The 23,526-nt window shown below is 73.2% G+C and carries 20 protein-coding genes; 8 read left to right on the top strand and 12 right to left on the bottom strand.

Annotated features, from left to right (window positions below; all coding sequences use genetic code 11):
• Positions 1 to 38: 38 nt before the first annotated feature.
• The 5 genes from ACFYMO_RS18670 to ACFYMO_RS18650 all read right to left on the bottom strand — a co-directional run bounded on the left by ACFYMO_RS18670 (position 39) and on the right by ACFYMO_RS18650 (position 6,723).
• A complete protein-coding gene (locus ACFYMO_RS18670; RefSeq protein ID WP_366774186.1) occupies positions 39 to 2,120 on the bottom strand; it encodes a M4 family metallopeptidase in 2,082 nt (693 codons plus the stop codon).
• Between the two features lie 353 nt (positions 2,121 to 2,473).
• Positions 2,474 to 2,806 (bottom strand): DUF952 domain-containing protein, encoded by a 333-nt coding sequence (locus ACFYMO_RS18665; protein WP_366774185.1) that lies wholly within the window; start codon positions 2,804 to 2,806, stop codon positions 2,474 to 2,476.
• Between the two features lie 80 nt (positions 2,807 to 2,886).
• Positions 2,887 to 3,090: a hypothetical protein gene (locus ACFYMO_RS18660; RefSeq protein ID WP_366774184.1), complete on the bottom strand. Its 204-nt coding sequence runs from the start codon at positions 3,088 to 3,090 to the stop codon at positions 2,887 to 2,889.
• Between the two features lie 284 nt (positions 3,091 to 3,374).
• Complete coding sequence (gene gndA / locus ACFYMO_RS18655) at positions 3,375 to 4,814, bottom strand: NADP-dependent phosphogluconate dehydrogenase (RefSeq protein ID WP_366774183.1); 1,440 nt, start codon at positions 4,812 to 4,814, stop codon at positions 3,375 to 3,377.
• Between the two features lie 148 nt (positions 4,815 to 4,962).
• Positions 4,963 to 6,723: a bifunctional 3'-5' exonuclease/DNA polymerase gene (locus ACFYMO_RS18650; RefSeq protein ID WP_366774182.1), complete on the bottom strand. Its 1,761-nt coding sequence runs from the start codon at positions 6,721 to 6,723 to the stop codon at positions 4,963 to 4,965.
• 180 nt (positions 6,724 to 6,903) lie between these two features.
• On the opposite strand from ACFYMO_RS18650, the gene ACFYMO_RS18645 reads away from it, so the two are divergent.
• Together ACFYMO_RS18645 and ACFYMO_RS18640 are read left to right on the top strand one after the other, a co-directional pair.
• Entirely contained in the window at positions 6,904 to 7,608 is a 705-nt protein-coding gene (locus ACFYMO_RS18645; protein ID WP_366774181.1) for a TetR/AcrR family transcriptional regulator, read from the top strand.
• Between the two features lie 59 nt (positions 7,609 to 7,667).
• On the top strand, positions 7,668 to 7,943 hold the full coding sequence (locus ACFYMO_RS18640) for a GlsB/YeaQ/YmgE family stress response membrane protein (protein ID WP_366774180.1): 276 nt from the start codon (positions 7,668 to 7,670) through the stop codon (positions 7,941 to 7,943).
• A gap of 221 nt (positions 7,944 to 8,164) precedes the next feature.
• Here ACFYMO_RS18640 and ACFYMO_RS18635 read toward each other — a convergent pair whose 3' ends face one another.
• Complete coding sequence (locus ACFYMO_RS18635; RefSeq protein WP_366774179.1) at positions 8,165 to 9,460, bottom strand: glycoside hydrolase family 18 protein; 1,296 nt, start codon at positions 9,458 to 9,460, stop codon at positions 8,165 to 8,167.
• Between the two features lie 361 nt (positions 9,461 to 9,821).
• Here ACFYMO_RS18635 and ACFYMO_RS18630 point away from each other — a divergent pair, with 361 nt between their 5' ends.
• Positions 9,822 to 10,997 carry an acyl-CoA dehydrogenase family protein gene (locus ACFYMO_RS18630; protein ID WP_360299725.1) on the top strand — a complete coding sequence of 392 codons (1,176 nt, stop codon included), beginning with the start codon at positions 9,822 to 9,824 and terminating at the stop codon, positions 10,995 to 10,997.
• Between the two features lie 171 nt (positions 10,998 to 11,168).
• On the opposite strand, the gene ACFYMO_RS18625 is transcribed toward ACFYMO_RS18630, so the two are convergent.
• Together ACFYMO_RS18625 and ACFYMO_RS18620 are read right to left on the bottom strand one after the other, a co-directional pair.
• A complete protein-coding gene (locus ACFYMO_RS18625) occupies positions 11,169 to 11,858 on the bottom strand; it encodes a hypothetical protein (protein WP_366774178.1) in 690 nt (229 codons plus the stop codon).
• Positions 11,859 to 12,592: 734 nt separating this feature from the next.
• Positions 12,593 to 13,042: a hypothetical protein gene (locus ACFYMO_RS18620; RefSeq protein WP_388547483.1), complete on the bottom strand. Its 450-nt coding sequence runs from the start codon at positions 13,040 to 13,042 to the stop codon at positions 12,593 to 12,595.
• A 236-nt stretch (positions 13,043 to 13,278) separates the two neighbouring features.
• Here ACFYMO_RS18620 and ACFYMO_RS18615 point away from each other — a divergent pair, with 236 nt between their 5' ends.
• From ACFYMO_RS18615 to fxsA, 5 genes are all read left to right on the top strand, one after another.
• Positions 13,279 to 13,719, top strand: coding sequence for an Lrp/AsnC family transcriptional regulator (locus ACFYMO_RS18615; RefSeq protein ID WP_019356223.1), 441 nt, complete (start codon positions 13,279 to 13,281; stop codon positions 13,717 to 13,719).
• Positions 13,720 to 13,849: 130 nt separating this feature from the next.
• Positions 13,850 to 15,487, top strand: a complete 1,638-nt coding sequence (locus tag ACFYMO_RS18610) for an amidohydrolase family protein (protein WP_366774176.1) — start codon at positions 13,850 to 13,852, stop codon at positions 15,485 to 15,487.
• Between the two features lie 603 nt (positions 15,488 to 16,090).
• Positions 16,091 to 17,920 (top strand): apolipoprotein N-acyltransferase, encoded by a 1,830-nt coding sequence (lnt, locus tag ACFYMO_RS18605; protein WP_366774175.1) that lies wholly within the window; start codon positions 16,091 to 16,093, stop codon positions 17,918 to 17,920.
• Positions 17,917 to 18,720 (top strand): polyprenol monophosphomannose synthase, encoded by an 804-nt coding sequence (locus ACFYMO_RS18600; RefSeq protein ID WP_366774174.1) that lies wholly within the window; start codon positions 17,917 to 17,919, stop codon positions 18,718 to 18,720. Before lnt ends, ACFYMO_RS18600 begins: the two co-directional genes overlap by 4 nt.
• Before the next feature lie 35 nt (positions 18,721 to 18,755).
• Positions 18,756 to 19,415 carry an FxsA family membrane protein gene (gene fxsA, locus ACFYMO_RS18595; RefSeq protein WP_366774173.1) on the top strand — a complete coding sequence of 220 codons (660 nt, stop codon included), beginning with the start codon at positions 18,756 to 18,758 and terminating at the stop codon, positions 19,413 to 19,415.
• A 248-nt stretch (positions 19,416 to 19,663) separates the two neighbouring features.
• Here fxsA and ACFYMO_RS18590 read toward each other — a convergent pair whose 3' ends face one another.
• The 4 genes from ACFYMO_RS18590 to ACFYMO_RS18575 all read right to left on the bottom strand — a co-directional run bounded on the left by ACFYMO_RS18590 (position 19,664) and on the right by ACFYMO_RS18575 (position 23,502).
• Entirely contained in the window at positions 19,664 to 20,050 is a 387-nt protein-coding gene (locus tag ACFYMO_RS18590; RefSeq protein ID WP_075002979.1) for an RNA polymerase-binding protein RbpA, read from the bottom strand.
• A 311-nt stretch (positions 20,051 to 20,361) separates the two neighbouring features.
• On the bottom strand, positions 20,362 to 21,756 hold the full coding sequence (locus tag ACFYMO_RS18585) for an MFS transporter (RefSeq protein WP_388547479.1): 1,395 nt from the start codon (positions 21,754 to 21,756) through the stop codon (positions 20,362 to 20,364).
• A 178-nt stretch (positions 21,757 to 21,934) separates the two neighbouring features.
• Complete coding sequence (locus ACFYMO_RS18580) at positions 21,935 to 22,726, bottom strand: glycerophosphodiester phosphodiesterase family protein (protein WP_366774171.1); 792 nt, start codon at positions 22,724 to 22,726, stop codon at positions 21,935 to 21,937.
• A gap of 41 nt (positions 22,727 to 22,767) precedes the next feature.
• Positions 22,768 to 23,502 (bottom strand): hypothetical protein, encoded by a 735-nt coding sequence (locus ACFYMO_RS18575; RefSeq protein WP_366774170.1) that lies wholly within the window; start codon positions 23,500 to 23,502, stop codon positions 22,768 to 22,770.
• Between the last annotated feature and the right edge of the window lie 24 nt (positions 23,503 to 23,526).

Genomic DNA, 23,526 nt, shown 5'->3' with positions numbered 1-23,526 from the left:
GTCCGGCGCGCAGCGCGCCGGACCGGTGCTGCGGAGGGTTACGGGAAGGTGAGCTTGAAGCTGTTGATGTATCCGGTGTCGAAGTAGCCCCTGTCCCGGACCTTCAGCTTCCAGACACCGTTGGCGTTCTCGGACGAGGCGTCGACGGTGTAGGTGGTGTCGATGTTCGGCGTCGAGTCGCCGGAGGAGCTGTGCAGGCGGTACGACCTGCCGCTCGGGCCCACCAGATCGACCTGCAGGTCACCGCTGTAGGTGTGCACGATGTTCACGCCCACCCTGAGGTTGCTGGGGGCCTTGCCGCTCAGACCGGTGGTGGTGATCTTGGAGGTCACCGCGGAGCCGGGGTAGTCCGGGATGGAGACGTCCGTGTCGTTGGTGAACGTCTTGCCGTCGCCGGGGTCGGGGTCGCCGCCGGGGCGTTCGCCGACGTTGACACCCGCCCAGGCGTCCGCCACCGACTTGTACTCGGCGCTGTCGGTGCCGTACAGGTCACCGGCCACCGCGAGGGTGCCGGCGCGTGCCCCGGCGTAGTTGGTGGTGGAGGTGAACTTGGTGGTCAGCGCTTTGTACCAGATCAGCGCGGCCTTCTCGCGGCCGATCCCGGTGACCGGGAGACCGTCCGAGGTGGGCGAGTCGTAGCTGACGCCGTTGATGACCTTGGCGCCGCTGCCCTCGCTCAGCAGGTAGAACCAGTGGTTGGCGGGACCCGACGAGTAGTGCACGTCGCTGTTCCCGATACCCGAGTACCAGTAGTCCTTGGACGCGCCGTCCCGGCTGGGCTTGTCCATGTAGCGCAGTGGGGAGCCGTCACCGTTGATGTCGATCTTCTCGCCGATCAGGTAGTCGCCCTTGTCGGTCGAGTTGGCGGCGTGGAACTCCACCGCTGTGCCGAAGATGTCCGAGGTCGCCTCGTTGAGGCCGCCGGACTCGCCGCTGTAGATCAGGCCGGCGGTGGCCGAGGTGACACCGTGGGTCATCTCGTGTCCCGCCACGTCCAGCGAGGTCAGCGGCTTGCTGTTGCCCGAGCCGTCGCCGTACGTCATGCAGAAGCAGGAGTCGCTCCAGAACGCGTTGACGTAGCTGTTGCCGTAGTGGACCCGCGAGTAGGCGGCCTGGCCGTCACCGCGGATGCCGGAGCGGCCGTAGACCTCCTTGTAGTAGTCCCAGGTCTCCGCGGCGCCGAAGTGCGCGTCCGCACCCGCGGTGGCGGCGTTGGACGGGCTGCCGTTCCCCCAGGTGTCCGAGGACTGGGAGAAGAGGGAGCCGGTGCCGGAGGTCCCGTGGTTCAGGTTGTAGGTCTTGTGGCCGCCGCGGTCGTTGTCGGTCAGCGTGTAGTTCGAGCCCGACTGCGCGGTGCTGAGGGTGACCTGGCCGCTGTACTGCGTGTTGCCGATGCCGGTCTCGATGCCCTGCCACTGGCTGAGCTTCTTGCCGGTGCGCGCGTCGGTGACGACGTGCAGCTCGCTGGGCGTGCCGTCGTGCTGCAGTCCGCCGACGACCGTCTCGAAGGCGAGGGTGGGCTTGCCCCCGGTCAGCCAGACGACCTTGCGCGGTCCGCGGTCGGCGTCGGTCTTCTTCGACCCCGCGGCGTCGGCGGCCTTGAGCGCCTGGCGTTCGGCTGTGCCGGGCCGCACGCCCGCCTTGGCGGAGAGGTTCTTGAGCGCGTGCTTGGAGGCCCGGCCGACCTCCTTGGTGGCGCCCTTCGCGGTGGTCTCCACCACGAGGTCACCGCCGAGCACGGGCATTCCGCGGTACGTGCGCTCGTAGCGCGTGTGGACGGTGCCGTCGCGGTCCTTGAGCACGTCGCGGACGACCAGCTTCTCCTTGGCGCCCAGACCGAGCTTGTCGGCGGTGGCGGCCTTCTTGCTGTCCGCCTTCCGCAGCAGCGCGTCGCGCTGGGCGGGCGAGAGCTTGACGGGCAGGGCCCCGGTGTCGGCGCCCTTGGCGGCTGCCGCCGCGCTGTCGTGGCTCTGGTCGTCGGCCGCGGCCGGACCGGTCTGGACGGCGACCGAGAGCAGGGCGGCCACGGCGCCGAGTGCGACGCCCGCCGATGCCTTCGGCGGCAGGAGGCGTCTGTGGGAGGTGGCGGTGGTGCCTCTGTGGGAGGTTGATCTTCGCAAGACTGGCTCCTTCTGCTGGCCGCACGCTCGTGCGGCCTGGGAGACCGGACGGCGGACGACCGTCCGGCGGATCTCGGCAGAGCAAGGCGGAGCAAACGCGAGCTGGTGGAACGGTGTTGCTGGTGCGGCGACCGGAACGACCAGCACCGCGTGTGGGGAACTACCGCTCGTCGTTCGTGCAGTGGTACGAGCGGCCAGTCGCAGACTGCCACTCGGGGCGAGCTCCTGTCAGGAGCGCATCAAGGGTTTGGCCGGAAACGGTCCGTTGTCCGTGCGTTCACGTCCGCTATCCGGTGCCGTTCACCGGCCGGGCGGGCGCGCCGCGTCGGGCTCCGTCCGGACCGTAGGGCTCGTCAGGCTCCGCCGGTCCAAGGCTCGGTCGCCACGACCGCCGACACCGGAAGCGGCCCGTAGAGGTGCGGGAACTCCTCACCGCCGGGCGCGACGGGTTCGTAGCGGAGGGGGGAGGAGAGCCGCTCGGTGTCGACGACGAGGACGACCAGCCGCCCGGGTGCCGCCTGCTCGCCGTAGAGCGCGGCCGCCACGGCGGGGAGTTGATGCCGCAGCGAGAGATGGATGAACCCGACCTCGCCCAGCGTCCGGCCGCGCGTGGACATCTCGTACGTCCCCCGCGCGCGGGCTTCGTCCCACAGGACCCGCTCGGTGATGTGCAGTACCTCAGCCATCCCCGCACGGTAGCCGCCGCGCGCCCCGCGGGGACCACCCCCTGGACGGTTCGGCCCCCCGGCCCCGGGTGACGGAGGGCTCAGTCGCGGAACGAGCCGTCCGCGCGCCGCGCGTGCCGGGCCAACAGGTGCCCGCACAGCGGGCAGTGGCGCCGCAGCCCCCGCTTGAGCAAGTATCCGATTCCCACGGTGCACAGGTACACCAGGCCGACTCCCGCCGCCTGCAACAGTTTTCCCAGCCCGGATTTGGTGCAGCTCTCGCAGTCCCGGCAGCCGGCAGCCATCGCGGATCCCTCGCCTTCGTTCCCGTTCGGTGGTTCTTCCCGGAAGGACGTGAACGGGGCCGCGCACGGGTGCTCCCGGTACCGTGCCGCGACGGTCCCGGGACGGGCCTGTGACAGCGGGCCGAGGTCCGGTCCGCCGCGGGAAGCGGCGCCAGACCTCCGGCATCGGCACTCCGCGCCCCCCGCGGCGGCGACGGATTCCCGCCAGGCGCTCCGCGCCCCGGGCCCAGCACGCCCGGCCGACCAGGGCGCCTGGACTCCCCGGACCGGAGAGAGGCGGAGGGTCAGCCTTCGACTTCGGTCCTGTCGCCGCCCCAGAGCGTGTGGAAGACGCCGTCGCGGTCGGTGCGGCGGTAGGTGTGTGCGCCGAAGTAGTCGCGCTGCCCCTGAGTGAGTGCGGCCGGAAGGCGTTCGGCGCGCAGGGAGTCGTAGTAGGCCAGGGCGGAGGCGAAGCCCGGGATGGGGACGCCCTGGGTGGCGGCTGTGGCGACGACCGCCCGCCAGTCGTCCTGTGCGCCGGCGATCTCGGCCGCGAACCCCTCGTCGGTGAGCAGGCTGGGCAGTCCGGGCCGTGCGGCGTAGGCCCTGGTGATCCGGTCGAGGAAGGCGGCCCTGATGATGCAGCCGCCGCGCCAGATCGCGGCGACCGCTCCGGGGTCGATGTTCCAGCCGTACTTCTCGCTGCCGGCTGCGATCTCGTGGAAGCCCTGGGTGTAGGAGACGATCTTCGACGCGTACAGGGCCTGCTCGACGCGGTCGGTGAACGCGGCCGCCTCGCCCTCGCCGAGAGTGCGCGCGGCGGGTCCTGCCAGCCGGCGGGAGGCGGCGCGCAGGTCCGCGTGCCCGGAGACCGAGCGGGCGAAGACGGCCTCCGCGATGCCGGGTACCGGAACCCCCAGGTCGAGAGCGGTCTGCACGGTCCAGCGGCCGGTGCCCTTCTGCTCCGCGCGGTCGGCGACGACGTCGAGGAACGGCCCGCCGGTCTCCGCGTCGGTGTGGGTGAGCACCTGCGCGGTGATCTCGATCAGGTAGGAGTCCAGCCGCCCCTCGTTCCAGCGCCGGAAGATCTCGGCGATCTCGGCTGGGGACCGGCCCGCGACCTTCCGCAGCAGGTCGTACGCCTCCGCGATGAGTTGCATGTCCGCGTACTCGATACCGTTGTGCACCATCTTCACGAAGTGGCCGGCCCCGTCCGGCCCGATGTGCGCGGTGCACGGGGCGCCGTCCGGAGCCCGCGCCGCGATCCGCTCCAGCAACGGGCCCAGCGCTTCCCAGGACTCGTCCGAGCCGCCCGGCATGATGCTCGGACCCAGCAGGGCACCCTCCTCACCGCCGGAGATGCCCGTGCCCACGAAGTGGAGGCCGCGCTCGCGCAGCGCGGCCTCCCGCCTGCGGGTGTCCTCGAAGTGCGCGTTCCCTCCGTCGACGAGGATGTCGCCGGGCTCCAGCAGCTCGGCGAACTCCTCGAGGACCGCGTCCGTCGGCTCGCCCGCCTTGACCATGACCACCAGGCAGCGGGGCCGCCGCAGGGCCGCCACGCATTCCCGCGCGGAGCCTGCCGGTACGAAGTCGCCCTCGTGGCCGAACGCGTCCATCAGCTCCCTGGTCCGCGCCTCGGTGCGGTTGTGCAGGGCGACCGTGAAGCCGTTCCGGGCGAAGTTGCGGGCGAGATTGCGCCCCATGACGGCCAATCCGGTGACACCGATCCGCGCCGATGCTGTCATGGTCACACCTTTCGGACGGGGAGACCTCCGCGGGCCGGGAGCGCCGGCCCGCGGCTCCCGCGCCGACCGGCCCGGCCACCCCTCGATCGTCCCCCGACATGCGCCCCGGCGCTCGCCGCCGCGGCCCGCGCCGCCCGGTCCGGCCCCGTCACTTGGCGTCGGCGTAGCACTCCACCGCGGCGGTGGTGAACCCGAAGCGCACGGGAGTCGGCCCGAACGCGGCGACGGCGGCTTCCTCGGCGGCCGCCGTGATCGCCTCCCGGACCAGGGGCGCCTCCCCGGCCGGGCAGTGCACGATGACCTCGTCGTGCTGGAAGAACACCAGTTCGGCGGCGAGGGGCAGGAGCCGCCGGCGCAGCGCCGCGAGCATCAGTACCGCCCAGTCCGCCGCGCTGCCCTGGACCACGAAGTTCCGGGTGAAGCGGCCCCGGGCCCGAGCAGCGCCCGTCGCGCTCCCGGAAGCACCCTCGGGCGGCCCGGAGGCCCCCGCACCTGCCTCGGGCCCGGTGCCGCCCGCTTCCTCCTCCCCGCCGCGGCCCACGGGCGGGGAGGTGCGGCCCAGATGGGTACGGACGAGCCGGCCCTCCTCTCCCGCGCGGGCCGCCTCGTCCACATAGGAGACCGCGGCCGGGAACCGCTTCCGCAACGCGGCGAGATGGCGCAGGCCGTCACCGCTGGTCTGACCGTAGACCGCGCCCAGCACCGCGAGCTTGGCGCGGTCGCGGTCGCCCGCGAACGCCCGCTGCGACAGGACCGTGTACAGGTCCTGCCCGCTGCTCGCCACCGTCATCAGCCCCGGATCCCGGGAGACGGCCGCGAGCACCCGCGGCTCCAGCTGGTCGGCGTCGGCCACCACCAGCAGATGCCCCGGGTCGGCGACCACGGCCCGCCGTACCACCTTCGGGATCTGCAGCGCACCGCCCCCGTTGGTGGTCCAGCGGCCGGAGGCCGCGCCGCCGGGCACATACGCGGCGTGGAAGCGGCCGTCCCGCACCCAGGAGCGCAGCCAGCTCCAGCCGTGCGCGGTGTAGAGGCGGTACAGCTTCTTGTAGCGCAGCAGCGGCTCGACCGCCGGGTGGTCCACCTTCCGCAGCTCCCAGGCACGTGTGGACCCCAGCCGGACCCCCGCGCGGGCGAACGCCTGGAGCACCTCCGCGGGCAGGTCGGGGCGCACCCGCTCGCCCGGACCGAACGCCTGCGAGATCTCCTCCTCCAGCTCCACCAGCCGCCTCGGCAGCCCGTTGCCCGCGTACCGCTCGCCCAGCAGCTCCGCCAGCAGCTCCCGGTGGATCTCCGCGCTCCAGGGCAGCCCCGCCCGTGTCATCTCCCCGGCCACCAGCGTCCCCGCGGACTCCCCGGCCAGCAGGAGGCGCATCCGGTCCGGATGCTGCGCCCGCGCCGTCCGGTCCAGCTGTGCCGCGTACACCTCCAGCAGCGCCTCCAGCGGATCCACGCCGTCCGGCAGCGGTACCGGGCCCGTCTCGAACAGCGACGGCGGGACGTCGGACTCCAGGTGCTCCGGCGGCCGGTCCGGGGGCACCGGGTGTCCGCGCAGCCGGGCCCACGCGGCGGGCAGCGAACGGGGATCGCCCGCGCGGCCCTCGTGTGCGAGCAGCAGCGCCTCGGCCGTCTCCACGTCATAGCACCGCGCCACCCGGACCCCGGCGGCCAGCAGCTCCGACTGCACCTGCGGGGTGGCCCGCCACACCCATCGGGCCACCCCGGGGCGGGCCCGCACGGCGGCTGCCGCCGACTCCTCCGTGTGCACGGGCCCCGCCGGGCTGCCGCGAGCGTCCAGCGGGCACACCCGCACCCGGGTGCCGCCCGCCGGTGCCAGCGCCCATCTCCCGCGGTCCGGTGCCTCCCGCGTGCGGTGCCCGCCCCCCGCGCCCCCCGTCCTGTCGTCCATGCCGGGAGTCTCCCAGCCGCCTCCGACAATGCCGCCGGACCCCGCCGACCGCGTCCGCGCATGAGCGGCGGGGGCAGCCGCGGTGCGGGTGCCCCCGGGTCGGCGTAATTCGGCGGCGAAACGAGATGAGGGGGTGTCATACTCCGGCCATGCCAATCCACTTGGAGAAACGGGCGCACGGTGGCTGACGTCCGGGCGCACGAGGCGCGCCGGCTCCCCGGCCCCCGCGGTACCGAGCGCTCCCAGGCGCGTCGCGCCGAGTTGCTGGCGACGGGGCGCACCCTCTTCGCCGACACGTCCTACGACGCCCTGTCCATGGACGACATCGCGCGCAGCGCGGGCGTGGCCAAGGGACTGGTCTACTACTACTTCACCAGCAAGCGCGGCTACTACCTGGCCGTCGTCGAGGACGCCGCAGCCGAACTGGTGCTCCGCGCGACCAGCTGCCGCGACCTGCCCCGCGCCGAACGCGTCCAGCGCACCATCGAGGGCTGTCTGCGCTACGCCCAGCACAACCAGGCCGCGTACCGCACGGTCGTCACCGGGGGAGTGGGCCACGACGCGCAGGTACTGGCGATCCGTGACCGGGCGCGCGAGCAGTTGCTGGGCGTCATCGCCGAGGGCTTCTGGGGCCGCACGCCCCTCCAGCCGCTCGCCCGAGCCGCCCTGGTGGGCTGGCTCTCCTCGCTGGAGGGCGTCACCCTGGACTGGCTCGGGCGCGGGCAGGAGCTCTCCGCCGAGGCGCTGTGCGACCTGCTCACCCGCACGCTGCGGGGCACGCTGGAGAGCGTCGCGCGGCTCGAGGGCACGCTCTCGCCGCGCGCCGACGGCCGGGAGCCGCTGCCCGCGCAGCCGGCGGCTGCTGCCGTGCCGGGCTCCGCATGATCCGCGCGGTTCCGGGACACTCGTTCCACCAGGAGTGTCCTCGGGTCCAGGAGGCGGCCATGGCCATATCCGCAATCATCAGTGCGCTTGTCGTCGGCGTCGTCATCGGCGCGCTCGGTCGGCTGGTGCTGCCGGGCAGGCAGCGGATCGGGCTGCTGTGGACGGTGGTGGTGGGCATCGCCGCCGCGTTCGTGGGCACCGGAATCGCCAGCGGTCTGGGGGTCGCCGACACCCGCGGATTCGACTGGATCGAGCTGATCATCCAGGTCGCTCTCGCCGCGGTCGGCGTCGGTGCGTTGGACCGGGCGCGCGCCGGCAGGCGCGTGCCGCGCTAGAGAGCCCGCGGCCGGCCCCGTCCGTCCGCGGCCCCGGAGCGGTCCGGGGCCGCGGAGACGGGTGCGGCCGGCAGCCCCGCGTCGGCACTCCGTCACCGGCGCGGTCGCCGCGCGCTCGACGACCGCTGCGAGGCTGCTCGTCCAGGCCAGGGGCCCCGCGGTGTGCGCCGCGGGGCCCTGCGTGCTGCCGGGCGTCGTGCGTGCTACCGGCCGCCCGCGCGTTACCGGATGGCCTTGATCAGCTCTCCGTTCGCGGTGTCGCCGCTCAGCTCCCAGAAGAAGGAGCCGGCGAGACCCTGCTGTGCGGCCCAGTCGCCCTTGGCACCGATCGTCTGCGGGGTGTCGTAGCTCCACCACTGGTTGCCGCAGTGGGCGTAGGCGGTACCGCCTACGGTGCCGGTGGCCGGGCACTTGCTCTTGAGGACCTTGTAGTCCTCGATGCCCTGCTCATAGGTGCCGGGGGCCGGGCCGGTCGCCGTGCCGCCGGGCTCCGACTGCGTCACCCCGGTCCAGCCGCGGCCGTAGAAGCCGAGGCCGTACAGCAGCTTGCTGCCGGGTATGCCCATGCCCTTGAGCTTGGCGATGGTGGCCTGGGTGTTGAAGCCCTCCTTGGGGATGCCCGAGTAGGAGTTCAGCGGCGAGTGTGGTGCCGTGGGCCCCTTCGCGTCCCAGGCGCCGAAGTAGTCGTAGGTCATCGGCATGTACCAGTCGACGTACTGGGCGGCCGTCTTGTAGTCCGTGGCCTCCAGCTTGCCGCCGGGGGAGGCGTCGGCGCTGATGGCGGCGGTCACCAGCTTGTCGCCGAACTTGGCGCGCAGCGCCTTCATCAGGTTCGTGAAGGCGTTCCGGCCGCTGGTGTCGCAGCTCAGTCCGCAGGCGTTGGGGTACTCCCAGTCGATGTCGATGCCATCGAAGAGCCCCTTCCAGCGCGAGTCGTTGAGCAGGTTGTAGCAGGACTCGGCGAAGGCCGCCGGGTTCTGGGCCGCCTGGCCGAAGCCGCCGGACCAGGTCCAGCCGCCGAAGGACCACAGCACCTTCAGGTCCGGGTGCTTCTTCTTGAGCTTCAGCAGCTGGTTGAAGTTGCCGCGCAGCGGCTGGTCCCAGGTGTCGGCCTTGCCGTCGACGCTCTGGGCGGCGGTGTAGGACTTCTCGTAGTCGGCGTAGCTGTCGCCGACGGTGCACTTGCCGCCCTGCACGTTGCCGAAGGCGTAGTTGATGTGCGTGAGCTTGTCCGCCGAGCCCGAGGTCTCGATGTTCTTGACGTGGTAATTGCGCTGGTAGACGCCCCAGTTGGTGAAGTATCCGACCGTCTTTCCACCGGCTGCCGACGGTGCCGCGACGGAGCCCTGGCGGTTCTCGTCCGCTGTCGGACGGGGACCTGCGGAGGCCGTGGCCGAGAGCAGCGTCGTGGTCAGCAGGGCCGCGCACAGTGCACCCAGGAAGGCGATGAGTCCGCGGCGGCGGGGGAGGCGGGAGCGTTTGATGCGTGGGGAGTGCTGGCTGTCCGATCCGAGCATGGTCACCTCGCGTGTGGGGTGCGGAGGGTGTGGGGGGTGGCGCCGGTCGTACGTTCGGGGAATCTAGATGGACTAGACCAGTCCGTCAATGGTTCGGACCAATTCCGGTGCCCGGGGGCCGCACCCCGAGCCCCTTCGCGATCACCGAGCGGTTCACACCCCTACGCCGGTGACGTGCGGCGCTCGATCGGGCATACTCCAACTCGCCGCAGCCGCTGGTCAGCCACCCTCGCGACCCGACGGTGCAGTATCACGGCAGGGGCAGCGGCACCCCCGGTCCGCCAGCGGGCCGGTGTCCCTCGGCGACCCGCCACACCCCGGCGCCGGTCGCCGCGATTCCTGACCCGAAGGAGAGCGCGTCATGCCCAAGGACGGTCCGCAGCCGGTGGAACGTGAACTGCCCACGGACGAGTCACGCGACCTGCTGGGCCTCGTCCGCGACCTGGTGCAGCGGGAGATCAAGCCCGTCGCCGCGGAGCAGGAGGCCGCGGGCGTCTTCCCCCGCGAGACCTTCCGGCTGCTCTCCGAGGCGGGACTCCTGGGCCTGCCCTACCCCGAGGAGCACGGCGGCGGGAGCCAGCCGTACCAGGTCTACCTCCAGGTCCTCGAGGAACTCGCCGCCGCGCGTCTCACCGTGGGGCTCGGCACCAGCGTGCACTCGCTCTCCTGCCACGGCCTGGCGCACTTCGGCAGCAAGGAGCAGCGCACCGAGTGGCTGCCCGACATGCTCGGTGGCGGCCTGCTGGGCGCCTACTGCCTCTCCGAACCGTCCTCCGGCTCGGACGCCGCCGCGCTGCGCACCCGGGCCGTCCGCGACGGTGACGACTGGGTGCTCAACGGTACCAAGGCGTGGATCACCCACGGCGGCGTCGCCGACTTCTACACCGTGCTCGCCCGGACCGGCGCCGAGGGGGCGGGCGGTATCACCGCCTTCCTCGTCCCCGCCGATGCCCAGGGGCTGAGCGCGGCGGCACCCGAGCACAAGATGGGGCTGAACGGCTCTCCCACGGCGCAGCTCCATCTCGACGAGGTGCGGATCCCCGACACCCGCCGGCTCGGAGACGAGGGCCAGGGCTTCGCGGTCGCCCTCTCCTCTCTCGACTCGGGCCGCCTGGGGATCGCGGCCTGCGCCGTCGGCGTCGCACAGGCCGCGCTGGACGAGGCGCTGGCCTACACGGCGGAACGCGAGCAGTTCGGCCGCCCCCTCGCGGACTTCCAGGGGCTGCGCTTCATGCTCGCCGACATGGCGACCCGGATCGAGGCCGGACGAGCCCTCTACCTTGCGGCGGCCCGGCGGCGGGACGCGGGGCAGCCGTTCTCCCGCCAGGCGGCGATGGCCAAGCTGTTCTGCACGGACGCCGCCATGGCCGTCACCACCGACGCGGTGCAGCTCCTCGGCGGGTACGGCTATACTACGGACTTCCCCGCCGAGCGGTACATGCGCGAGGCCAAGGTCCTCCAGATCGTGGAGGGGACCAACCAGATCCAGCGCATGGTCATCGCCCGGCACGTGGCGGGACCGGAACGCAGGAGCTGAGCGGGACCGGCGCGGCACGAGGGCCGCGCGCCGAAGACCGGTACCCCCGGCCTTCCGCCCCACTCCGGATCCGGCCTGTGTTTCCGGCTCCGGGGTGAACGGGGCGTCACCCGCGGACCGGTCATCGACGGCGATGGTCGCCGAGCCGACCGCCGCCGGGCGCGGTGCTCCTCATCCGCGCGCCGCTTGCCAGACGTCCTCGGCGACGTCCTTGCCGAGCGCGACCCGCACCAGCCCGGCGGCCAGCGGCGCCAGTTCGTCCTCCCGCACCATGCCGGCCAGCGCCTCAGCGGACGCCGGCAGTCCCAGCCGCTCCGCGCCCTGCAGCGCCTTCTGGTCCAGCCAGGGCCGGTACTCGGGCCACACCGCCTGGGCCTCGCGCAGGAAGATCGACGCCCCCAGCGGCCCGATGCCGGGGATCTCGCGCAGCGCGGCGGCGACGTCGCCGCTCCGCCGCATCCTGCGCAGATCGCCGCCCCAGCGGTCCAGCAGCAGTTCCGCCCCCCGGCCGAGCTGGGTGGCGGTGCGCTCGTCGTAGCGCCGGTAGCCGCCCTCGCCGAGTGCGTCGACCCGCTGCTGCCAGGTGGCCTCCGCCATCCGCCGCGGGTCCCGCATCCCGGCCCGCGACAGCGCCCGCGCGGCGGCCACCGCGATGTCCGCACGGATGCGGGCGCTCAGCAACAGGGAGAGCACGAGAAGGCGGTAGAGCGGCTGCGGAGTGTCACGCAGTGTGATACCGGCGTCTTCCGCGTAGGTACTGCCGTGCCGTCGCAGCAGCTCCCGCACCACGGCCTGCTGCTGGGCCCGGTCGCTGCGCCGGGTGGTGGCGGCTGTCCTGCTCTTTGTGCGCGTGTTCGCCATGATGCCTCCTCGGCCCCCGAGGTTCCCAGCCGTGCGGGATCCACGCCGGGCCCGTGCGGGGCCATCGGCGCGGGTCCGGGCCGCACACATGGGTGCGGAACACGTGCCGGGGCAGTGCGGCCGGGAGCAGTGCGTCGCAGCGTCACGCTGCGTCGTCCTCCGGAACGGTGGGGTGACGCGCCACGTCAGGGCTCGGGCCGGCACCGGTCGGGCCCCTCGGCGCCGAGGAGGCCGAGGAGAGCCGGTGGCCCGGTCGGTGCCGGTACGGCGGTCGTGGGCCGTGCGCCGGACCGCGCCGCGCGCGGGCGTGCCGTCCCGGAGCGGAGCTGCCCGCCGGCTCTGCGGCGCGGTCCGCGGTGCCGATGCGGGCTGACGCCGGACAGCCGCCGAACGGCGCTGCCGACCACGCGTGTTGCGCCCGCCGTGCGGCCGTGTCGCGTCCTCCGGAGAACGCCCGACCACAGGGCGCCGGTGGCCGAATCCGGTGCGGGAGACTCCGCGACGTGCCGACCTGCCGCGCGGCCGTACCGCACCGGTGGCGCGGTGTGTTCGCGCCCGGCGGCCGGGGCGGCCGGACGCGCGCTCGACGGGCGAGGTGCGGACGACCGGCGCGGGCCCGGTCGTTCAGCGGGGAGCCGGCGCCCCGGCGGCGGGGTCTGCCGGCGTGTGCCGCCGCCGCCGGCCGTGCGGCGTGTGCCGGGCCGTCCCGCTCCGTGCCCCGGTGGCCCGGCCGGTCACTCGGCGCCGACCGGAACCGGCCGGCGGTCCGGCCGTCCCGCGTGCGAGAAGGGCTGGGTGCGCCAGTCCAATCCCTCGGGAAGCGTGAGCAGTTCACTGACGGTGCGGCCGCGGGTCTCGCTGTCCCACGGGGCGGCCTCGCCCACCGGGCGGCCGGATCCCTGGCACACCGTCAGACCGAACGGGTCCCAGGGGGAGGCGCACAGCCCGTGCCGCGGCAGCTTCTCCTCCTGCGCGAACACCGCGATCGCCTGGCGGCATTCGGGGCACTTGACGCGGAGACCTTCGTACATCTCGTCCTCGTTGACCGCTCCGGACGGGTCGATGGGGGTGTCGGGGCCGTCCTGGGGAGCGGCCGCTGCGTGCGGTCGCGCCTCGTCGCGGTGCGCCTCGCTCCGGAGAGCGCTTCGCGGGCGGGCGGGCTGGGTGGATTTCGTCGTGCGCATGTGATCCCCCTTGATGGAACGGCCGGGCGACTGGGCTCCGGCCACAGCAAGCACTTCCCGTCGTGCCGCGCGCATAATCACTCTGCACGGGAGCACGCGGATGCATAAGTGTGGCCTTGGTCACATACTTAGCACTCGGATGTTCGCCGCTGTGTCCACCGGCCCGGTGCGCCGTATGCGTGCGCCGGAGCTTTTTCCGCTGCGGCGGGCGCGAGAGGGCAGTACGGTGATCCGCTGTGGAGGAACTCGACCGTCAGATCGTGGAACTGCTCGTCAAGGACGGGCGGATGAGCTATACCGACCTGGGCAAGGCCACCGGCCTGTCCACCTCGGCCGTGCACCAGCGGGTGCGCCGTCTCGAACAGCGCGGCGTCATCCGCGGCTATGCCGCGCTGGTGGACTCCGAGGCGGTCGGCCTGCCGATGACGGCGTTCATCTCGGTCAAACCCTTCGACCCCAGCGCCCCCGACGACATCGCGGACCGGCTCGCGGACGTGCCCGAGATCGAGGCGTGCCACAGCGTGGCGGGGGACGAGAACTACATCCTCAAGGTGCGCGTGGCCACACCGATCGAACTGGAACACCTACTGGCCAGGATCCGGAGCCTGGCGGGGGTCTCCACTCGTACCACCGTCGTGCTGTCCACCCCCTACGAGGCGCGTCCGCCCCGCATCTGACCCGCCCCGGGGTCGGAATCCCCCGAGGGCGGCCGGGTCCGGGGTCCTGCCGGGAAGGGAGCCCCCCACCCGGGAGGCGCTCCCGGCCCCCGCGCACCGGGCAGCCGCCGGGAAGCGGGAGACTGTCCCCATGACCGAGCGCACGACCCCTTCCCGGCCCCGTACCGTCCTGCTGCGCGAGGGCGAGGTGCACAGCCCCGCCGACCCGTTCGCGACCGCGATGGTCGTCGAGGGTGACCGCATCGCCTGGGTCGGCTCGGAAGGGGCCGCCGACTCGTTCGCCGAGGGCGTCGACGAGGTGGTGCACCTCGACGGCGCGCTGGTCACCCCGGCCTTCACCGACGCGCACGTGCACACCACGGCGACCGGTCTCGCGCTGACCGGGCTCGACCTGTCGGGAGTGCCCACGCTGGCCGACGCGCTGGCCCGGGTGCGCGCGTACGCGCGGGCGCGACCGGACGACCGGGTGCTGCTGGGCACCGGCTGGGACGCGCACGCCTGGCCCGAGCAGCGCCACCCGGGCCGCGCCGAGCTCGACGAGGCGAGCGGCGGGCGTCCGCTGTACCTGACCCGGGTCGACGTGCACTCGGCACTCGCCAGCACGGCCATGCTGGACCTGGTCCCCGGAATCACCACCCGCGAGGGCTACCGGCCCGACGCCCCGCTCACCGGTGCCGCGCACCATGCCGTGCGGGAGGCGGCGCACGGCACGCTCACCGCCCGGCAGCGCACCGAGGCCCAGCGCGCGGCCCGCGCCCGCGCCGCGTCCCTCGGCATCGGCTCGCTGCACGAGTGCGCGGGCCCGGACATCTCCGGCGAGGAGGATCTGCGCGGGCTGCTCGCGCTGGCCGCCGAGGAGCCCGGCCCCCGCGTACACGGGTACTGGGCCGAACTCGTCACTTCGGCAAATGAGGCGGCCCGCGTCCGGGAGCTCGGCGCGATCGGCGCCGCGGGCGACCTGTTCGCCGACGGGTCCCTGGGCTCGCACACGGCGCACCTGTGCGCCCCCTACGCGGACGCGGACACCCGCGGCAGCGCCCTGCTGGACGCCGAGGCGGTGGCGGTCCACGTCGCCGCCTGCACCGAGGCGGGGATCCAGGCCGGGTTCCACGCCATCGGGGACGCCGCCGTCCAGGCCGTCACCGACGGGGTGCGGCAGGCCGCCGAGCAGGTCGGCATCGCCCGGGTCCGCGCGGCCCGACACCGCGTCGAGCACGCCGAGATGCTCACCGCCCGCACCGTCGCGGACTTCGCGGACCTCGCGCTCACCGCCTCGGTGCAGCCCGGGTTCGACGCGGCCTGGGGCGGCGCGGACGGAATGTACGCGCGCCGCCTGGGGGCCGAGCGCGCCGCCACGCTCAACCCCTACGCGGCGCTGTTGCGGGCCGGGGTCCCGCTCGCGCTCGGCTCCGACAGCCCGGTCACCCCGCTCGGGCCCTGGGAGGCCGTCCGCGCCGCGGCCTTCCACCGCACCCACGACCACCGGATCTCCGTACGCGGCGCCTTCACCGCGCACACCCGCGGCGGCTGGCGTGCGCTCGGCACGGACGACGCCGGTGTGCTCGTCCCCGGCGCCCCCGCGGACTACGCGCTCTGGCGCACCGGTCCGCTCGTCGTCCAGGCACCCGACACCCGCGTCGCGAACTGGTCCACCGACCCGCGCTCCGGTACGCCGGGGCTGCCCGACCTGACGCCGGGCGGTCAAGTCCCCGTCTGCCTGCGGACGGTGGTGGGTGGACGCGAGGTCTACGCACGGCCGGACGAGTGACATAGGAGAGGGCGATACGGCCGAACGAGACCCCCTCCGCCGGTCACCGGGACGCCGTTGTCTCCGCACTGACCTGGGATTTCACCGAAACACCCCAGGTAACTCGGCTGTTGACAATGATTGCCCGGAGCCCGGTAGGTTCGGCGGCGTCCACCACAGGACGTCCGACCGGGGAGCTTCCGCGCTGTCGTCGAACGCCGCTGGGCCACGGGGTGGTGTACCGCACCGGCGCACCACCACTGCGAGCCAGGTCCAGCGCCCGCGGCACGGGGACAGATGGTTTCCGCCGGTCGGCGGGTGTGACCCGGGACGGGGCCCGGACGCTCAGTAGACAACGGCTTTCGGACGATCCGCAGCCAGCGGGTCCCAGGTCGGCCCGAAGGGCACCGGGCCCCGATCCGCAGACAGCGCCCCGAACCGGGGCGCGCCCGCCCGCCGGTGACGCTCCGCGACGCGGCGGATACCGTCCCGTGCTCTTCCTGGCCGCCCGCAGCCGCGTGCTCCTGCTTTTCCGCCGCTTTACGGTCCCGCGGCCCGCGCAGCCCCCCGCGCGTTGTACCGTCACCACACACCACCGCACGACCTGCTAGGAAGGCCGCGACCTTGGCATCGGGCCCCGACACCACCTCCGCCTCCGCCCCGGACGGCTCCCGGGAGCGGAAGGCGGCACCCGCCGCGCAGCCCGGCGCCCCGGAGGGGCCGACGCGCGCGAGCAGCGCAGACACGGGCAGTGACGTTCCGCCCGACGTCTCCGCGCCCCCGGAGGCCCGGGCCGCCCGCCCGGGCCGGATGCGCCGGCTGGCCGCGCTCGCCCGGCGCGAGGCCGGCCGGTCCGCGCTGGCCGCACTCGGCGGTGTCGCCCTGGCGTTCGCCTTCCCGCCCTACGGGATCTGGCCGCTCTCGCTGTCGGCCGTCGCCGCGCTCAGCCTGCTCACCCGCGGCCGGACCGGCCGCCAGGGCGCCTGGCTCGGATTCGCGTTCGGCTGGCCCTTCTTCATCGTGCTGCTCAAATGGCTGCACGTCGTAGGCTGGGACGCGGTCATCGGACTCGCCTTTCTGCAGAGCCTGTTCGTCCTCGGGCTCGGAGCGGGGCTGGCGCTCACCGCGCGGCTGCCGCTGTGGCCCCTGTGGGGCGCCTGCCTGTGGCTGACCGAGGAATTCCTGCGCGACCGGCTGCCGTTCGGCGGCTTCTCCTGGGGGCGGCTGGCCTTCGCCAACACCGACTCGCCCTACACCCCGCTGGCCGCGCTCGGCGGAGCCCCGCTGGTGTCCTTCGCGGTGGCCCTCACCGGCACCCTGCTGGCCGCCGTCGCGCTGCGGGGCCTGGGACTGCGGTCCGCCGCGGCCCGTACCGGCCGCGCCTACGCCACCTGCGCCGGCGCGCTCGCGCTCGCCGGCGCCGCCACCGTCGCCGGTCTCGCGGTACCGGTGCCGACGAAGGCGGCCGACACCGTGCGGGTCGCCGTCGTGCAGGGGAACGTGCAGCAGCCCGGCATGCACTTCCTGGGCCGCCCGATGCAGATCCTCAACAACCACGCCGAGGCCACCCTCGACCTGGCGAAGCGGATCGAGCAGGGCAAGGAGCCCCGGCCCGACCTGGTGATCTGGCCGGAGAACTCCTCCGACCTGGACCCCTACAAGTACCCGGAGGCGGGCGACCGCATCGACCGGGCGGTCAAGGCCGTCGGCGTCCCCGTGCTGGTCGGTGCCCTGGTCGACCACCCGACCAAGGAGGGCTACGTCGAGAACCAGGGCATCGTCTGGGACCCGGAGAAGGGGCCCGGCGCGTCCTACACCAAGCAGCACCCGGTCCCGTTCGGCGAGTACGTGCCCTTCCGCGACCAGCTGAGCAAGGTCATCACCCGCCTCCAGCAGGTGCCGCGCGACTTCTACCCGGGCGACCACACCGGTGTCCTGCAGACCGGTCCCGCGCGCCTCGGCGACGTGATCTGCTTCGAGGTCGCCTACGACGAGATCCCCAGGGACACCGTCAAGGACGGGGCCCGTGCGCTCGTCGTCCAGACCAACAACGCCACCTACGGCCGGACCGGGCAGCCCGAGCAGCAGCTGGCGATGTCCAGGCTGCGTGCCGTCGAGCACGGCCGTGCCGTGGTCACCGCGGCGACCAGCGGCATCAGCGCCATCGTCGCGCCCGACGGCACCGTCCAGCAGCGTACGGAGGAGTTCACCCGGGACGTGCTCACCGGGGAGCTTCCGCTGCGCGACGAGATCACTCTCGCCGACCGCGTCGGTGCCGCTCCCGAATGGGTGATCGCTATCGTGGGCGTGCTCGCCTGCGCCGGGGCGTGGCTCCTGGGCCGCAGACGGAGCGGCACCGGTGCCCGTACCCGTACCGCGCCGGACGCGGCCGGTGCCGGGGACGGCACCGACAGGCAGGACCGACAGGCTCAAGCGGAGGGGCAGCACCAGTGACGGACGGCGGACAACGGCGGTACGGCCCGCTGGGAACGGCCCTGGTCATCATCCCGACCTACGACGAGGCCGACAACATCCGGCCCGTCGTCTCCCGGGTGCGCGAGGCGGTGCCCGAGGCGCACGTCCTCGTCGCGGACGACAACAGCCCCGACGGCACCGGGAAGATCGCCGACGAGCTGGCGGCCGAGGACGGCCACGTCCACGTCCTGCACCGCAAGGGCAAGGAAGGGCTCGGCGCGGCCTATCTGGCGGGCTTCCGCTGGGGCATCGACAACGGCTACGGCGTCCTGATCGAGATGGACGCGGACGGCTCCCACCCGCCCGAGGAGCTGCCCCGGCTGCTGACCGCGCTGGGCGGCGCCGACCTGGTGATCGGCTCGCGCTGGGTGCCCGGCGGGCGGATCGTCAACTGGCCCAAGTCCCGGGAATTCCTCTCCCGCGGCGCCAGCACCTACTCGCGGCTGCTCCTGGACGTCGACGTACGGGATGTGACGGCGGGCTTCCGGGCCTTCCGCAAGGAGACCCTGGAGGGCATCGGCCTGGACTCCATCGCCTCCCAGGGCTACTGCTTCCAGGTCGACCTCACCCGCCGCACGGTGCACGCCGGCTACCACGTGGTGGAGGTCCCGATCACCTTCGTCGAGCGCGAGCGCGGTGACTCCAAGATGAGCCGGGACATCATGGCCGAGGCGCTCTGGCGGATCGCCGCCTGGGGGGTCGAGGGACGGGTCAAGAAGGTCCTCGGCCGCGCGGAGCACCGCAAGGACTGCGGTGGGGACGGCCGCCCGCCGAATTGATCCCGGGCCTACGCGGTAGCAGGCACACTGGAGGCATGACGACGCGTGCACCCTTCCCCCACGGACTTCCGCAGGAACCGGGCGGCCCGGGTGCCGGGACGCGCTCCGAGGAAGGCTCCCAGCCCCGGCGGAACCGGCCGAGGAGCCGCACGCTGCTGCCGTTGGCGGTCGCGCTGTGGGCGGTTCTGGAGATCTGGCTGCTGACCCTGCTCGGCCAGGCCGCCGGCGGGTTCACGGTCTTCCTGGTGCTGGCCGGCGGCTTCGTGCTCGGCGCCGCGGTGATCAAGCGAGCCGGGCGCCGTGCCTGGCGCAACCTCGCCCAGACGGTCCAGCGCGCCCAGGAGCAGGCCCGCACCGGAGCCGGGCCCTCCGGCGAGGACGCCGCGGAGAGCCGCGGCGGCAACGGGACGGCCATGCTGGGCGGGCTGCTGCTGATGATCCCCGGGCTGCTCTCGGACGCGGTCGGACTGCTGCTGGTTCTCCCGCCGACGGGGAAGCTGCTGCGCGGCGCGGTGCAGCGCTCCCTGGACCGCCGCAGCGGCTTTGCGCCGGGCACCCTCGGCGACGCCTACCAGCAGGCGCGCACGGCCGAGCAGCAGGTGCGGATGCGCCGCCCGGACGGGAAGGTCGTCCAGGGCGAGGTCGTCCGCGACGACGAGCCACAGGAGCGCGAAAGCGGGCAGAGCGGAAGCTGAGCGCCGCTCGCGCGCCCCTTCCGCGAGACACGTGCCGGTGCTTGCGCGGCCCGCGAGAGCGCGCAGGAGCCGCGGGGAGTGCAGGAAGAGGTTCGGGCGCCCGAGAAGGCCCCCGGCCGTCCCGGAGGCTCCCGGTGAAGGGGCAAGAGGGCTCCGTGGTGAACGCGCAAGAGGGCCCCGGTCACGCTGTGAAGTGCGTGACCGGGGCCCTCCTGCTGCGCTCCGGAACTATCGGGAGCGCAGGATCGTCAGGCGGACTTGCGCTTGTTCCCGCCGTCGTCGCGGGGGTGCACCGCGAGGTTCATGGTGCCGGAGCGCAGTACGGCGAGCCGCTCGGCGAGGACTTCCTCGAGCTCCTCACGGGTACGCCGCTCCATGAGCATGTCCCAGTGCGTGCGCGCGGGCTTGCCCTTCTTCTCCTCCGGCCCCTCGCCGTCCACCAGGAGCGCCTGTGCGCCGCACACCTTGCACTCCCACTCGGACGGAATCTCGGCCTCTACCGAGAACGGCATCTCGAAACGATGTCCGTTCTGGCATGCGTACTCCACGGCCTGGCGCGGGGCCAGGTCGATGCCGCGGTCGGTCTCGTAGCTGGTCACCACGAGTCGCGTGCCGCGGAGAGCTCGCTCACTCATGAATTCGTGCCTCCCGGGCTGGTCGCCCACAGGACAGGTGTCGCTGTCGTCGTCATCCGGTCAACGTCCGGCTGCCGGTGAAGATTCCCGCAATCGGGAGATCACCCACCCTTCACGCACCTCCAACCTGACGGAAGGCTGCGCGCAGCTGCTGCTTCGTGCCGCCGCTTCGTTGATCTGCGGTACCCGCCGGTGACCGGTTTGTCACAATTGGCAGAAGATGTCACCCACTGTTCGCATCTCTTCGGCGCGCAGTAACGGTCCATCCCGGTGGGCCAAAGGCGTACACTACCGGTCCGGCACCCGCACGTCTAAATCCGGTCCGGAGCGACGTTGCCCACTGCCGCCGCCGCTCGCTGTACGGGTACCCGCAGCAGCAGCACGAAACCGAGCGCGAAGAAGACCACCAGCGACAGGATCGCGTTCCGATAGTCCCCCGAGAGCTGGTAGGCCAGCCCGAACACCAGCGGCCCCAGCCAACTGGTGCCGCGGTCGCTGATCTCGTACAGCGCGAAGTACTCCGCCTCCTTGCCGGCCGGCACGAGATGCGAGAAGAGCGAGCGGGACAGCGCCTGGCTGCCGCCCAGCACCAGGCCGATGCCCACCGCCAGCGCGTAGAACCACAGCGGATCCTCCCGCGGCAGGAAGTACCCCCCGCCCACGGTCGCGGTCCACGCCACCAGTGACCCCAGGATCGTGCGCTTGGCTCCGTAGCGGGCGGCGAGCCGGCCCAGCAGCAGCGCGCCCGCCACCGCCAGGACCTGCACCAGCAGGATGGCGCCGATCAGCGTCGTCTGGTCCAGGCCCAGCGCCTCCGAGCCGTAGACCGACGCCTGGGTGATCACGGTCTGGATGCCGTCGTTGTAGAGCAGGTAGGCCAGCAGGAACAGCAGCGTGAGCGGATAGCGGCGCAACTGGCGGAACGTTCCGGCCAACTGGCGGAACCCCTGCCCGGGACCGGTGCGCGCGGATCCCGCCGCCGGCTGCGCCGCCGGGCGCTCCCGCAGCCGCAACAGCGGTACGACCGTGAAGACGGCCCACCACACCCCGGCCGAGGACAGGCAGATCCGCACTGCCGTCGACTCCGCGACGCCCAGCGACTCGTGCCCCAGGAACAGCCCGAGGTTCGCGACCAGGACCAGCGCACCCGACCCGTAGCCGAAGGCCCAGCCGCGGGAGGAGACCGCGTCGCGCTCCTCGGGTGGGGCTATCTGCGGCAAGAAGGCGTGGTAGAGCACGATGGAGACCGCGTAGCCGACGTTCGCCACCACCAGCAGCACGCCGCCCAGCAGATACCGGTCGCCGTCCAGGAAGTACATCCCGGTGGTCGCACCGGCCCCCAGATAGGCCGCGGCGCCCAGCAGCGGCTTCTTGCGCCCCGTGCGGTCGGCGAAGGCCGCCGCCAGCGGCATCACCAGCACCGAAAGCAGTACGGAGGCCGAGACCGCATAGGGGAAGAAGGCGCCCGCCCGCACCGGGATGCCCAGTGGATGCACATAGCCGTCCGCGTCCGCGGCGGCCTCGGTGACCGAGGTCAGATACGGGCCGAGGAAGACGGTCAGCACACTCGTGGAGAAGACGGAGTTCGCCCAGTCGTAGAAGTACCAGCCGCGCTGTTCGCGGCGGCGCTCCCGAAGCGGGGTCCGGTCCCCGGATCCCGTGCCCTCCTGCGGCGCCTGCGGCGCGTCCGGTGCGACCGTTCCCATCCCCGTTCCTCCCCGTCGGCCCGCTGTGCGGTTCCTGACCGGCCGCGCGCGAGTCGAACGCCCGCACGGCCGGTGCCGGGAGACTACAGTCCGCAGTCGGTGGCCCGGTGTGTGCCGCCGGGGGGACGGGGTGCGGGCCGGGGGCGGAGTGCGGATCGGTGCCGTCCGGGGCGGCGGTTCAGTCCGGAGGCCAGGCGCCCCGTGCGTCCAGCACCTCGCGCAGCATCTCCAGTTCGTCGGTCATGATCCCGTCCACGCCCAGGTCCAGCAGCGCCGCGGCGCGGACGGGATCGTTCACCGTCCAGACGTGCACCCGCAGCCCCCGCGCGTGCGCCGCCCGTACGAAGGCGCGGTCCACCACGCGGACCGGTCCGTGCCGTTCGGGTACCTGTGCGCATCCGGCGCCGGACGGCAGCCGCCAGGGCAGCCGGCGGGAGCGCAGCCGCAGCGCCAGCACTCCGCGGGTGCCCAGCGAGGTCAGCAGCCGCGGCCCCGCCAGCGCCCGCGCCCGGGCGACCCGCGCCTCGGCGAATGCGCCCACGCACACCCGGTCCCAGGCGTTCTCGGCCGCCAGCAGCTCCAGCAGCGGGACCAGCGCGCCCTCGGACTTCACGTCGATGTTCCAGCGCGCGCCGGGGAACGAGCGCAGCAGGTCGGCGAAGAGCGGGACCGGCTCGCGCCCGGCCACGCGCGCCCGGCTCACCTCGGCCCAGCTGAGCTCGGCGAGGTGGCCGCCGCTGCCGGTGGTGCGGTCCAGGGTGGTGTCGTGGAAGGCCACCAGGGCGCCGTCCGCCGTGCTGTGCACATCCGTCTCCAGGTAGCGGTAGCCCAGCTCCGCCGCGCGGGCGAAGGCTGCGTGGGTGTTCTCCAGACCGGCCGCCGCGCCGCCGCGGTGTGCGAAGGCCAGCGGTACGGCTGAGTCAAGGAAGGGGTGGCCGGGCCGGCCGCGGGGATCTCTCGCTCTCGTCACCGCGGCAGTATCGCCGCAGTCGACGCCGGTCCGCCGCCCGCTCACCGCCTCCGGTTCGCCGGCGCGCCGCCGCGTGCTTCCTTCCGGCCGCCCCCGGCCACCACGTGCGAGTCCCCGGCGCCGCCCGGCACGGCGAAGAGGCGCAGGAAGAACTGCGCGAGGGGGCCGATCGCCAGCGCGTACAGCACGGTGCCCGCCCCCGCCGAGCCGCCCAGCAGGATGCCGACGACCAGGACCACGATCTCGATCGCCGTCCGCGCCAGCCGGATCGAGCGGCCGGTCACCTTGTGCAGCCCGGTCATCAGGCCGTCGCGCGGTCCCGGCCCGAACCGGGCCGAGATGTAGAGCCCGGTCGCGGCGCCGTTCAGCACCACGCCGCCCACCAGGAGCGGGATCCGGTAGGCCAGCGCCTCCGGGTGCGGGAGCAGCCACAGGGTGGCGTCCATGGACAGGCCCACCAGGAAGACGTTGGAGACGGTGCCCAGGCCAGGGCGCTCGCGCAGCGGCCACCACAGCAGCAGCACCGCGGCCCCGGCGATGATCGCCACGGTGCCGATGGACAGTCCGGTGTGCTCGGCGACGCCCTGGTGGAGGACGTCCCAGGGGTCCAGCCCCAGCCCAGCGCGCACCATCAGCGCCGCACTCGCCCCGTACAGCACCAGGCCCACGTACAGCTGGGTGAGCCGGCGGACCAGATGCCTGTCAGAACCCCTCGAATGGGACAAAGATCTACCCCTTCTCGTGTTATTGGACTGTCTCGTGGCACTCTGTGGCATGGAAGTAGGCCATTTGAACGGCCA

Origin of the sequence: Streptomyces sp. NPDC007025 (genome assembly GCF_042869455.1) — a bacterium.
In the GTDB taxonomy this organism is placed as follows: Bacteria; Actinomycetota; Actinomycetes; order Streptomycetales; family Streptomycetaceae; genus Streptomyces.
This window is presented reverse-complemented; position numbering and strand designations above follow the sequence as displayed.